The following is an 11,836-nucleotide window of genomic DNA, read 5'->3' on the forward strand; positions in this document are numbered from 1 at the left end:
TAGGCGGAATCTCCGGCCCTCAACCAGCATGGTTCCGCCCTCGGAGTGCCGAACCGTTCCTGCGGGGTGGCAGGACATGGCATTCCATGGCATCTCGTCGGAGAAACCCGGATGCCGTCCGGGGGACGGGATCGTAAGGTGCCCGGTATGGCGACGACACTGACGACCCGTGGGCAGACGGACAGCGACGGCATCGAGATCCGAGTGGTGCAGGAAGGGGACCTCGCCGAGTGGGGCAGGGCCCTGAGCAGCGGGTTCATGGAGGCGAAGGGCGACGGGTCACCGGACTTCATCCGGGAGCAGTTCGTCCCCGGACGCTCGCTCGGCGCCTTCGACGGCGCGCGCTGCGTGGGCACGTTCCGCAGCACCGTACGCGAGCTGACGGTGCCCGGCGGTGCCTCGCTGACCACCGACGCCATCACCAACGTCACCGTCTCGCAGACCCACCGCAGGCGCGGTCTGCTGACCCGGATGATGACCCAGGACCTGGCCACCGCCGCCGAACGCGGCGACAGCCTCGCCATCCTCGTCGCCGCCGAGTACCGCATCTACGGCCGGTTCGGCTTCGGCCCGGCCACCCAGCACAAGGGCGTGACCGTCCACAGCCGGCTGGCCGGCGGGGTACGCGTCCCCGCCTCGGCGGAGGGCGGCAGCTTCGAGCTGCAGACGATGGAGGAGTACCGCAAGAACGGCCCCGAACTGCACGAGCGCTTCCGGCGCACCCAGCCCGGGGCGATCGACCGCAAGGCAATCAACTGGCGGCTGCGCAGCGGGGATCTGCAGAACCCGGACAAGTCGTGGAAGGAACCGCTGGTCGTGATCTACCGCGATCCGTCCGGCCGTCCGGCCGGGCTGCTCGCGTACACGGTCACCGACGAGTGGCCCAACATGATCACCCGCTCGGCGCTCAAGGTCCGCGACCACTTCGCGGTGGACCGGGCCGCCGCTGCCGCGCTGTGGCGCTACGCGCTGCAGGTCGACTGGATCGAGCGGGTCGAGATTCCCAACATCGCCCCGGACGACCCGCTGCCGCTGCTCCTCGACGACCCCCGCGCGTGTGTGGACGGCGGCGACAGCAGCTCCGACTTCGTCTGGCTGCGGATCCTCGACGCCCCCACCGCCTTCGCCGCCCGCAGCTATGCCGCAGCCGGCCGCGTCGTCCTCCAGGTCACCGACCGTCTCGGCTACGTCGACGGCCGCTGGGCCCTGGAGGCGGCAGCGGACGGCACCGGACGGTTCACCCGGGCCGGCGACGGCGAGCAGGCCGATCTGGCCCTGGACGTCCGCGAGTTGGGCACCCTCTACACCGGCAACGACTCCACCGCCCGGCTGCACGCGGCCGGCCTGGTCGACGAACTCCGCCCCGGCGGCGCAGCCCGGGCCGACGCACTGCTCCGAGTGGACTTCAGGCCGTGGTGCCCGGACGGTTTCTGACCCCTCGCCGCCCCTGGGCCGGGGCGGCTTTGCCGATGGTGGGGAGGACGAAGTCCTGGATCATGTCGACCGCGTCGCGGACCAGGGGGCGGAAGACCCGGTACCGGGACAGGGCGACCACCTTGGCAACGAAGGGGGCGCAGCGGGCCACGAAGGCTCGGGTGCGTTCGGTGTCCTCGGTGCGGTCGAAGACCCAGTAGAGGACGATGACCATGAGGTGCAGCCAGAGCAGGTCGGGGAGGAGTTCCTCCAGCTCGGGATCGAGCTTGGGGCCGAGCTGGGAGCCGTCGATCACCTCGCGGAAGATGGCGACAGCGGTGGTGCGGGCCGGGTGGGACTCGTTGGAGAACGGGCTGAGGGCGCTGTTGGGGTCGGCCGCCGTGCGGAAGAACTGGGCGGCGAACTCGTGGTACGGGGCGGCGCAGTCGACCCAGGACTCCAGGGCGATCTGCAGCCGCTCCGCGAAGTCCGTGGTGCCCGCGAGACGGGCCCGGGCGTCGACGGCGTGTTCGTGGGTCATCCGGTCGTAGAAGCCCTGGATCAGGAACTCCTTGCCGGCGTAGTAGTAGTACGCGTTGCCGACCGAGACTCCCGCTTCGGCGGCGATGGCCCGCATCGTCGTCTTGTCGTAGCCGCGCTCCTGGAAGAGCCGCATCGCGGTCTCCAGGATCAGGGCCCGGGTCTGCTCGCCCTTCGCCGAGACCGGGGTCGAGACCGGGGCTGGGGCCGGGGCCTGGCCCGGGGTGGCCGGAGCAGGATCGGGGGCGGGGGGCTCGGTCGGCACGGCGTCGTTCACGTTCCTGAGGCTAGCCGCCCGGCGGGGTACAGGTGTCGCCGCAGTCGGACGCGGCGGCAGCTGCCTCCCAGTGGCGACCGTTCCAGACCCATTCCCCTATCCGGACCGGCGCTGTTCCCGGCCAACCGGCTGTCCCCTGTGCAGTCGGTCGGCCGGAAGGCCTGCGCCGGGGCCGCTTGGACCGCGCGCGCCACTTGGCGGCGGCGAGGACCATGCCCTTGGCGAGCGGTGCCCCGGCCGGGGTGCTGAAGCGGTGTGACATGTCCCGGTAGCCGTGCAGCGCCCAGAGGCAGACCACCCAGGCCGCCGACCCCTCGTACACCTGTCCGGAGTCGCCGATCACGGTGATCTCGCGGAGGGTGCGGGCGTGGTCCAGGGCCGGGAAGCGCACCCTCGCCTGACGGGATCCGGCCGGGACGAAGTCCATCGGGACGAGCTTGCGCTGCCGCTCCAGCCAGCCCTTCACATGTCGGCAGAGCGGGCAGCTCGGGTCGTAGAGGACCGTCAACCACAGGACCGGGGCGTCGCCGGAGCCCCGGTCCTGGTCCCGGTCCTGGCCGGCGGAGGTCATCGGCGGCACCGGCTCAGGCCTGCGGGAGCGGCGCGGCCGGGGTCCAGCCCTGCGGCGGGACCGGCGGGCGCTGCTCGCTGTCGATCATGCCGCGGCGGCGGATCCGGTTGAGGACGTAGACGTTCAGCAGATGCAGCACGCCGAGGACCAGCAGCACCGTGCCGACCTTGTAGGACAGGGCGGTGAAGATGCCCCTGACGTTCTGCACGTCGGTGTCGCCGCCGCGCAGCCAGAGGGCCACGAACCCCAGGTTGACCAGGTAGAAGCCGACCACCAGGAGGTGGTTCACGGCGTCCGCGAGCTTCTCGCTCCCGTGGAAGACGTCGGCGAGGAAGACCCTGCCGCTGTTGCTGAGGGTTCGGGCCACCCAGATGGTGAGCCCGATGCTGAGCGCCAGGTAGAGGACATAGGTGATGACTGTGCGGTCCATGGTGCACCTCGCGTGAGAGACCGTGCGTGAGTTTTGAACGCGTTCAGTTTCTGCGTCGGTCAGGACTCTAGACGGATTTTTGAACATGTTCAAGCACGGAAAACCCCTTCGGTGTTGTCGGGCCCCGTTGGTAGGTTCGTGCTCATGGCAAGGGATCAGCAGGCATGCGACCGGTCGCCCGAAATGCCTGAACCGCCCCGAACGCCTGAGCCCGCTCCGCCCTCTCCCACGGCTCCGCTGGGCCCGCGCTTCGCCAGGCTGTGGGCGGCGGGTACGACGTCCGCCCTGGGCAGCGGGCTCTCCACGATCGCGGCACCGCTGCTGGTGGCGTCCCGTACCAGCAACCCGGTGGTGGTGTCCGCCGCGGCGGGGGTCGCCTGGCTGCCGTGGCTGCTGTTCGCGCTGCCCGGCGGGGTGCTGGTGGACCGGGTGGACCGGCGGCGGCTGATGATCGTGGTGGACTGGGTCCGGGTGGCGGCGATGGCCGCGCTGGCGGCGGCGATCGCGACCGGCCACCCCAGCATCGCGCTGCTCTACGCGGTGCTGTTCGTCGTCAACACCGGTGAGGTGGTGTTCCGTTCGGCGAGCCAGGCGATGATCCCGGCGGTGGTGCCGCGGGAGCGGCTGGAGCGGGCGAACGGTTGGCTGGTCGGCGGGGTGACGCTGATGCAGCAGATGGTCGCGGGGCCCCTCGGCGGGTTCCTGTTCCTGCTGGCGGCGAGCATCCCCTTCTTCGTCAACGCCGGGACCTACGCGGCCAGCGCCGTCCTGATCGGGACCGTCGCCGGAAGGTACCGGGCCGAGCCACGGAAGGCCGCGGCCGGGGACGGGGCGGGAACCGGGGCCAGTGACGGGGCCGGGGCCGGGCCGGGGACCGGGCGCGCGCCGCGTTCGTCGGTCCTGGCCGACATCGGCGAGGGCTTCCGCTGGCTGATGCGGCAGCGGCTGCTGCGCACCATGGCGGTACTGATCGGGCTGCTGAACGTGACCCTCACCGCCGCCACCGCCGTACTGGTGCTGCTGGCCAGGGAGCGGCTCCACCTCGGCTCCGTCGGCTACGGCGCGCTCTTCACCTGCATGGCCGTCGGCGGCATCCTCGGGTCGGTCGTCGGCGACCGGCTCATCGGCCGGGTCGGCGCGACCTGGACGATCAGGGTCGGCCTGCTCGTCGAGGCCGGGCTGCACCTGGCGCTGGCCACCTCGCACAGCGCCTGGTTCATCGGCTTCGCGCTCTTCGCCTTCGGCCTGCACGGCTCGCTCTGGACCATCGTGGCCAGCTCGCTGCGGCAGCGGCTGACGCCTCCTCATATGCAGGGACGGGTCGGCAGCACCAACCTGTTCGTCGCGGCCGGCGGCAACTGCGTCGGCGCGGTGCTCGGCGGCGTGGTCGCGGCACGCTTCGGGATCACCGCGCCCTACTGGGCCGGGTTCGTGGTCGCGGCCCTGGTCTCGGCCGCGACCTGGCGGGTGTTCGACCGTACGACGGTCTCCGCCGCGTACCGGACCCCGGCCTTCGCCGAGGCCACCGACGGGGCGGCGGCCACGGCCGGCTGACGGAGGGTCGGGTCAGGGTCAGCTGACGGAGGGGCGGGTCACTTCTCCTCCGCCGCCGGGAAGGCTCCGAGGACGGTGAGGTCCAGACGGCCGAGCCGCTCGGGGTCGGCCAGCAGGTTCATCTCCAGGATCCTGCCGTTGACGACGGTGAACCCGGCCACCGAGACCGGCACCCCGCCGGGCGCGGTGACCAGCCCGTACGCCCCGTTGACCAGCGCCGGACGGGAGAACTCGGCGAGCTGGCGGAAGCCCATCACCTGCTCGGCCACCGCATGCGCACCGCGCACCAGACGGGAGGCGGCGGCGCCGGGCAGCACGCCGGCGTCGGCGCGCAGCACCGCGTCCGGGTCCAGGACGGTGAGCAGCGCCTCGAAGTCCCCGCCCCGGGCCGCGGCGAGGAAGGCGTCGACGACCCGGCGCTGCTGGGCGATGTCGGGGTCGGGGACCGGGGCCGTGCCCTGCACCCGGCGGCGGGCCCGGCTGGCCAGCTGCCGGGCGGCGGCCGGGGTGCGCTCCACGATCGGGGCGATCTCCTCGAACGGCACCGCGAACATGTCGTGCAGCACGAAAGCGAGCCGTTCGGCCGGGGTCAGCGTCTGCAGCACGACCAGCAGGGCCAGCCCGACCGAGTCGGCGAGCAGCGCCTGCTGCTCGGGATCGTCGGCGGCGCTGCCGCCCGTCCCCGTGCCCCCCTCGATGCGTTCGATGATCGGGTCGGGGACGAAGAACTCCGCGTCCAGCGACTCCTCCCTGCGGATCCGGCGCGAGCGCAGCATGGAGAGCGACACCCGGGCGACGACCGTGGTCAGCCAGCCGCCCAGGTTCTCGATCTCCTCGGCCTCCGCCCGCTCCTCGGTGCGGCTGAGCCGCAGCCAGGCCTCCTGGACGGCGTCGTCGGCCTCGGTGAGCGAGCCGAGCATGCGGTAGGCCACCGAGCGCAGATGGCCGCGGTGCTCCTCGAAGCGCCGGGCCAGGAACTCCTTGTCGTTCGTCTCGTCGTCCATCGATCCCATTCCTTCGTCGCGTCGGTCACTGCTCTGACCGACGGAACGCAGCCGTTGTGACGGCGCGGACGTCCTGGGAGCGGAACCTGGGGGCGGAACGTGGCGGGCGCGTGGGGGTGACCCTGCTCACCTGCCATGATCGTCCGTTCCACGGCGGAGGCCCGGCAGCCACCACGACCGCGACGGTCAGGGCTTGACGACGGTCAGGGCTTGACGCCGACGCCGCCGAAGAAGCCGCGGGCGCCCAGCCACTCCTCGTGGGTCGCCCGGGCCCGCCAGTTGGAGACCGGCACCACGCCGGGCTCGATCACGTCCACCCCGGTGAAGAACCGGTCGATCTCGGCGCGGGAGCGCAGGTGCAGTTGCGCGCTGGCGCGGCTGTAGGGGGTCTTGATCTGCTCGGCACGGTCGGAGAAGTCCTCCCCCTCGGCCTCCCAGGAGCCATGGCTGAGGATCAGCATGCTGCCAGCCGGCAGCGGCTTCAGCAGTTGCTCGACGATGTCGTGCGGACCGTCCTCGTCCGGGACGAAGTGCACGATCGCGGCCAGGACCAGGGCGACGGGCTCGCCGAAGTCGATGATCCGCCGTACCGTCGGATCGCCCAGGATCCGTGCGGGTTCCCGCAGATCGGCCTGGACCACATGGGTCTCCCCGTGGCCGGGCCCCGCCATCAGTGCGCGGGCGTGGGTGAGCACGATCGGGTCGTTGTCGACATAGGCCACCCGGGCCCGCGGGTTGACCTGCTGGGCGACCTCATGGGTGTTGCCTGCCGTCGGAATGCCCGTCCCGACGTCCAGGAACTGGACGATGCCGGCGGCCGCCGCGTGGCGGACGGCGCGGCCCAGGAAGGCCCGGTTCATCCTGGCGGCCATCCGCATCTCCGGCACGATGCTCAGCACCTGCTCGGCGGCCTCGCGGTCGGCGGGGAAGTTGTCCTTGCCGCCGAGGTAGTAGTCGTACATCCGCGACGGATGCGGTATGTCCATGTTCAGGTCGGCGGACGGCGCGTGGTCCGTCCCGTACGTGCTGTCCGCCCCGTACGTACTGTCCGTTCCGCCCGCTCTGTCGGTCCTGCCCGTCCGATCCGGCTGCTCCGCCTCCTGTGCCACGGTGCCCCCGCCTCCCCCGTACCGCTCGGCTCCCCGGTGCTGTCAGCCGCCAGGGTAGGTCGATGGCATGCGATCCGTACTGACATTCACTCAGAAACCGTGGCGGAAACTGCGCCGGCGGGAAGAGCCGCGGGCGATCGGCTCAGTGGTCCGTCGGCTCCGCCGGACCGCCGAGCAGGTCGGTCGCGGTGCGGCGTCAGGTCCGACTCTGGGGCACGGGCACGACCGGGCCTGAACCGAAGCTGCTGGACGAGAGCAGCAGCACCGCCGGCCCGACCAGGGCCAGCGCCGAGACCACCATCACGCACCGCAGTCCCAGCATGGTGCCGACGGCCCCACCGATCAGCAGGGCGACCAACCTCGCGGACGCGGCCATGGCGCGGATGGAGGCATTGACCCGGCCTCGCGCGGCAGCTGGGGTGATCTGCTGGCGCAGGACGTTGTTGGAGGCGTTGTAGACACCGGCCACCAGGATCAGGGCGGCCCAGCCGCAACCGGCGACGACGAGTCCGACGGTCCCGGCCGGGGCAAGGGCCGGAGCCGCCACGACGGGTGCGTAGCCGACGATGGCGACACGCATCACCCGGGCCGGTCCGAAACGCCGCATCAGCCGGACCGAGAGCTGGCTGCCCGGGACTCCGGCCAGAACCGGCAGTCCCAGCACCAGCCCGATGCCCAGCGAGGAGGCATGCAGATCCTCGACCAGGAACAGCATCTCCACGGCAGCAGCCAGCGCCAGAGCGAACGAGATCCAGGTCATGGTGACGGCGAGGACGCCCAGTTGCGGATCGGCACGCAGGCACTGGACGCCGACCCCGAGCTCCTGCCGCCATCCGGCGAGTGTCGCCGAAAGCCCTGCGGAGCCGGTGGCCGAGCCCCGCGGAACGGCCCCCGAGGTCCGGGGTGCCGGCAGCGGGTCCGGGCGGCGGACCGCCAGCAGGGTCAGGGCGCTGACCAGGTACGAGGCGGAGTCCAACAGCAGGGTGCGGGACGCGCCGGCGACCGAGACCAGGACGCCGCCGAGGGCGTAGCCGCCGGATAGGGCGCCGAACTTCCCGGTTCCCAACTGGGCTGTGCCCTGCATCCGGTGACGCTCCGGCAGGAAGTCGGGCAGATGGCTGGAGTAGGCGATGGAGAACAGCGAGTCCAGCAACCCCATCACCAGCGCGACACCGATCAGCAGTGGGAAGGACAGGAAGCCCGCGAGGCCCGCGACGGGGACGAGTACGGTCACCGACGTGCGCAGCAGGTCCGTACCGATCATCAGCCTGCGTTTGCGCACCCTGTCGACCAGCACCCCCAGCGGCACCGAGAACAGTGCGGTCAACTGCTCTGCCGCCCGCAGGGATCCGGCCTGCAGCGCGTTGATGTGCAGCAGCGTGATGGCCAGCAGCGGGAGGGCCACACTGCTGACGGCGTCGCCGACGTTGTTCACGGCCTGCCCCGACCAGAGCATCAGATAGTCGCGGTCCCGGTACAGCGACCGACTCGGCCGGCGTGGTGGTTCGTCTCCGACCGACGCCTCGCGGGTGCCTGGCCGTGAACCCCGGTCTGTTACTGCTTCGGTCTCCTCGCGGGTCTCCCGGTGGTTCGTCATGGGCGCGCATCCTGCCACGGACGGTGGCCGGAGCCGGACCAATCACGACGGTGCCGGGTGTCGGTAACGACCCCTCTGGCGGCGCCGGCCGTCGGCGTGAGATCGTCCCCTGGTGACTGACGCCGCTGCAGCAGACGCGTCCTCCGGGCCGCCGGACGATCGGGTCGCCTCCGTGTTGCGGTTCGCGACGGAGCTTGTCGCGTGGGTGGCCACGCCCTGGGCGCTGTCCGGACGTTCGTGGCTGCTGGCTGCGTTGTCCGTGGTGGTGCTGATCGGCCTGCCGACGGTGTTCTCCACGCCCGGGGACAAGGCCAAGGTGATCGTCGCGGTTCCGGGCTGGGCCACCGTCCTGCTGGTGCTGCTGCAGCTGGCGGCGGCCGTGGTCTCCTCCTGGGTGGCCTGGCCGGTCTGGGCGGCGGTCGTGGTGAGCCTGCTGGCCGCAGCCGCTCTGGTCACCGAACGCCGGCGCTGGCGCTGGCTGCTCGCCGCGGACCACCCCGCCGCATAGGGTCTGGCCCATGGATGAACTCGACGGCGTGGAGATCATCGCTTTTCCGGACGCCGAGGCGTTCGAGAGCTGGCTGACCGATCATCACCTGCGTCACGAGGGCGTATGGATCAAGGTGGCCAAGAAGAACTCCGGCATCCCGACGGTCACCGACGACGAGCTGGTCGACGTCGGGCTCTGCTACGGCTGGGTCTCCGGGCAACGGCGGTCGTTCGACGGGCAGTACTACCTCCAGAAGTACGTGCCGCGTCGAGCGAAGAGCCTCTGGTCGCAGGTGAATGTCGACAAGGTGGTAGAGCTGGTGGCCGCCGGACGGATGCGGGAACCCGGGCTGGCCGAGGTCCGCAGGGCGCAGCAGGACGGGCGGTGGGCGGCGGCCTACGCATCGCAGAAGGCGGCGACGACACCGCCCGACCTGACGGCGGCGCTCGACGCGGATCCTGAGGCCAGGAGGGCATTCGAGGCGCTCGACAGGACCGGTCGCTATCAGCTGATCCTGCCGTTGCTCCAGGCGCTCACGCCGGAGACCAGGCAGGCGCGGCTACTCAGGGCCGTCCGGTTGCTGAGTGGCGACGGTGGTGCGGACGGCCGGGCGTGAGCCGGATCGCCGTTCCCGCAGGACCGTCACGGCACGCTCGCACCAGTCCCGGTTGCCCTGCTCGAAGGCCAGGCCGCGCAGGCAGGTGAGGTAGGGGCCGATCCGTTCGCCGTGGCGCAGGTACTCCTGCTCGCTGCGGTCACCGCGCATCTTCCGCAGCAGTTCGTCGAAGAGCCCGATCTTGGCCTCGGCGAACGCCGCCCGCTCGGTGAGCTGGGCGATCAGCGCACCGGTGTCGACATGGTCGGCGCTCTGCACCTTCACCAGAAGGTCGTCGCGGATGAAGGAGGGCTTGGTGGCGGTCGCGGCGAACCGCTCCAGCTCGGCCAGTCCGGCCTCGGTCACCTGGAAGAGACGCTTGTTGGGCCGCGCCTCCTGGACCACCTCCCGGCCGGCGATCAGCCCGTCCTGCTCCAGCTTGGCCAACTCGGCGTAGAGCTGCTGCGGCAGCGCGTGCCAGAAGTTCGCCACGCCCAGGTCGAACGCCTTGGTCAGCTGGTAGCCGCTCAACTCCTCGTCCAGCAGTGCCGCCAGCACGGCGTGGCGCAGTGCCATGGAACCACCTCTCCTGCTCGCCCCTGTTCACCGGTCCGTTCCCCATGGTAGTCATGAACAGGAATAGTCATATCCATGAGTATCAAGGAGGGCCCATGGCCACCACCGCCGCCACCGCGGACCGCTTCCGCAGCGCCGTCGACAGCCACGACCTGACCGCTCTCGAGGACCTGTTCACCGAGGACGTCCGGCTCTACAGCCCGGTCAAGTTCACGCCGTTCGAGGGCAGGCCGATGGTGCTGGGCCTGTTCCGGGTCCTGCTGCGCACCTTCGAGGACTTCCACTACGTCGGACGGTTCGACGGCACCTCGGAGACCAGCAGCGACGGCGCCGAGGCCGCGTCGGCGATCCTGCTGTTCCGCGCCACCGTGAACGGCAAGCAGATCCACGGCATCGACCTGCTGCACTTCGACGAGCAGAACCGGATCAAGGAGATCACCGTGATGGTCCGCCCGCAGTCCGCCGTCCAGACCCTGGGCGAAGCAGTCCTCACCGGCCTGATCGCCGACGGCCTGGCACCCGCCCCTTCGGCCGCTCGCTGACGGTCCGCCGGGAGGTGCGACGCGCTCAGGAGGCCGGGCTGAATACCCGGTCGCGGGTGAGGTCGAGGGCTGTCAGTACAGCGCCCTGGAGGACGGCGTTGTCCTCGACGGCGGTCGCGCGGACCTCGGTGGGTACGGGGGTGAGCCTGGAGAGGTGGTCCGCGACCCGGGCGGCCAGGGCTTCGCCGCCTGCGCGGCCGACGTTGCCGCCGAGTACCACCAGGCCCGGGTCCAGGACCCGGACCACGTCGGCCGCCCCGGCGGCGATCCGCTCGGCCAGCACCGCGTCCCCCAGGTCGGCCGCGGTCCGCGGGTTCACCGCGTAGCAGAAGTCGCCGCCGGCGACCTGCAGCGTGCCGAACTCCCCGGCGCCGCCGGAGACCCCGCGCCGGACCCGCCCGCCGAGGACGACCGCTCCGCCGACCCCCTCGTCCAGCCAGAAGAGGACGAAGTCCTCCCGTCCCACGGCCGATCCGGTCCGAAGCTCGGCCACGGCGGCGAGATTGGTCTCGTTCTCCAGCAGCACCTCGGGGCGGACGCCGTCGACCGCGAGCCGCTCCGGGAGCCGGGGCAGCAGGTCGTCGCTCCATCCCGCGATCCCCGCGCAACTGCGCAGGTCGCTGGTGTGCGGGTGCACCAGCCCGGGAGCCCCCAGCACCACCGCGTGCAGCGGGCGGCCCCCGGCGGCCTCCGTCACCGCCCGGGCGATGTCCGCCGTCAGGTCGGGTCCTGACGGTCCTTCGGCCCGGCCGACCGTACGTCCGGTGAGGTCGGCGACGGTGACCTCGACCCCGCGGCGCCGGACGTCCACCCCGGCGACATGGGCCCGCCCGGCGACCAGCGCGTACAGCCGGGCGTTGGGGCCGCGCCGCTCCTCGCCGGACTCACCGCCGGCTTCGACCAGGCCGGCCTCGCGCAGCCGTTCCACCAGGTCGGCGACGGTGGGGCGGGACAGTCCGGTGAGGTCGCGCAGCTGGGGGGCGGAGAGCGGTCCGTGCTCCAGCAGCAGGTCCAGGGCCAGCCGGTCGTTGATCGCGCGGGCCATGGCCGGAGTCGCGGTCTTCGCCCCAGTCACGGTCTTCGCCGCCGTCACAGTCTTCGCGGAGGCAGGGTTGCGGCTGCCGGTGGGAACGCTCAT

At 71.6% G+C, this 11,836-nt stretch carries 13 protein-coding genes; 5 read left to right on the forward strand and 8 right to left on the reverse strand.

The annotated features are described in order from the left end of the window. Positions 1 to 147 precede the first annotated feature (147 nt). On the forward strand, positions 148 to 1,434 hold the full coding sequence (locus tag ABUW04_RS27185; RefSeq protein WP_380566921.1) for a GNAT family N-acetyltransferase: 1,287 nt from the start codon (positions 148 to 150) through the stop codon (positions 1,432 to 1,434). Here the strand turns inward: ABUW04_RS27185 and ABUW04_RS27190 are convergent. Genes ABUW04_RS27190 through ABUW04_RS27200 form a run of 3 tightly spaced genes read right to left on the reverse strand, consistent with a single transcriptional unit; the run spans position 1,406 to position 3,231 of the window. Beyond that, complete coding sequence (locus ABUW04_RS27190; protein ID WP_380566922.1) at positions 1,406 to 2,230, reverse strand: TetR/AcrR family transcriptional regulator; 825 nt, start codon at positions 2,228 to 2,230, stop codon at positions 1,406 to 1,408. The two genes, ABUW04_RS27185 and ABUW04_RS27190, sit on opposite strands and share 29 nt — an antisense overlap. 10 nt (positions 2,231 to 2,240) lie before the next feature. After that, positions 2,241 to 2,801, reverse strand: a complete 561-nt coding sequence (locus ABUW04_RS27195) for a thiol-disulfide oxidoreductase DCC family protein (RefSeq protein WP_380566923.1) — start codon at positions 2,799 to 2,801, stop codon at positions 2,241 to 2,243. A 13-nt stretch (positions 2,802 to 2,814) separates the two neighbouring features. Further along, positions 2,815 to 3,231, reverse strand: a complete 417-nt coding sequence (locus ABUW04_RS27200; RefSeq protein ID WP_380566924.1) for a hypothetical protein — start codon at positions 3,229 to 3,231, stop codon at positions 2,815 to 2,817. A 183-nt stretch (positions 3,232 to 3,414) separates the two neighbouring features. Here ABUW04_RS27200 and ABUW04_RS27205 point away from each other — a divergent pair, with 183 nt between their 5' ends. Continuing rightward, complete coding sequence (locus ABUW04_RS27205; RefSeq protein ID WP_380566925.1) at positions 3,415 to 4,785, forward strand: MFS transporter; 1,371 nt, start codon at positions 3,415 to 3,417, stop codon at positions 4,783 to 4,785. Between the two features lie 38 nt (positions 4,786 to 4,823). Here ABUW04_RS27205 and ABUW04_RS27210 read toward each other — a convergent pair whose 3' ends face one another. The 3 genes from ABUW04_RS27210 to ABUW04_RS27220 form a co-directional block, all read right to left on the reverse strand. Continuing rightward, positions 4,824 to 5,789 carry a sigma-70 family RNA polymerase sigma factor gene (locus tag ABUW04_RS27210; RefSeq protein ID WP_380566926.1) on the reverse strand — a complete coding sequence of 322 codons (966 nt, stop codon included), beginning with the start codon at positions 5,787 to 5,789 and terminating at the stop codon, positions 4,824 to 4,826. A gap of 203 nt (positions 5,790 to 5,992) precedes the next feature. Beyond that, positions 5,993 to 6,898: an SAM-dependent methyltransferase gene (locus ABUW04_RS27215; protein WP_380566927.1), complete on the reverse strand. Its 906-nt coding sequence runs from the start codon at positions 6,896 to 6,898 to the stop codon at positions 5,993 to 5,995. A 196-nt stretch (positions 6,899 to 7,094) separates the two neighbouring features. Further along, a complete protein-coding gene (locus ABUW04_RS27220; protein WP_380566928.1) occupies positions 7,095 to 8,495 on the reverse strand; it encodes an MFS transporter in 1,401 nt (466 codons plus the stop codon). A 205-nt stretch (positions 8,496 to 8,700) separates the two neighbouring features. Between ABUW04_RS27220 and ABUW04_RS27225 the strand changes: the two genes are divergently transcribed. Together ABUW04_RS27225 and ABUW04_RS27230 are read left to right on the forward strand one after the other, a co-directional pair. Then, complete coding sequence (locus ABUW04_RS27225) at positions 8,701 to 9,003, forward strand: hypothetical protein (protein WP_380566929.1); 303 nt, start codon at positions 8,701 to 8,703, stop codon at positions 9,001 to 9,003. A gap of 10 nt (positions 9,004 to 9,013) precedes the next feature. Further along, positions 9,014 to 9,601, forward strand: coding sequence for a YdeI/OmpD-associated family protein (locus tag ABUW04_RS27230; protein ID WP_380566930.1), 588 nt, complete (start codon positions 9,014 to 9,016; stop codon positions 9,599 to 9,601). On the opposite strand, the gene ABUW04_RS27235 is transcribed toward ABUW04_RS27230, so the two are convergent. Continuing rightward, positions 9,545 to 10,156: a PadR family transcriptional regulator gene (locus tag ABUW04_RS27235; RefSeq protein ID WP_380566931.1), complete on the reverse strand. Its 612-nt coding sequence runs from the start codon at positions 10,154 to 10,156 to the stop codon at positions 9,545 to 9,547. The two genes, ABUW04_RS27230 and ABUW04_RS27235, sit on opposite strands and share 57 nt — an antisense overlap. Positions 10,157 to 10,251: 95 nt before the next feature. On the opposite strand from ABUW04_RS27235, the gene ABUW04_RS27240 reads away from it, so the two are divergent. Continuing rightward, positions 10,252 to 10,698 (forward strand): nuclear transport factor 2 family protein, encoded by a 447-nt coding sequence (locus ABUW04_RS27240; RefSeq protein WP_380566932.1) that lies wholly within the window; start codon positions 10,252 to 10,254, stop codon positions 10,696 to 10,698. A 25-nt stretch (positions 10,699 to 10,723) separates the two neighbouring features. Here the strand turns inward: ABUW04_RS27240 and ABUW04_RS27245 are convergent, their stop codons facing one another. Next, positions 10,724 to 11,743 carry an ROK family transcriptional regulator gene (locus ABUW04_RS27245; protein ID WP_380566976.1) on the reverse strand — a complete coding sequence of 340 codons (1,020 nt, stop codon included), beginning with the start codon at positions 11,741 to 11,743 and terminating at the stop codon, positions 10,724 to 10,726. Between the last annotated feature and the right edge of the window lie 93 nt (positions 11,744 to 11,836).

Source organism: Streptacidiphilus jeojiensis, assembly GCF_042510965.1.
GTDB classification, from domain to species: domain Bacteria; phylum Actinomycetota; class Actinomycetes; order Streptomycetales; family Streptomycetaceae; genus Streptacidiphilus; species Streptacidiphilus jeojiensis.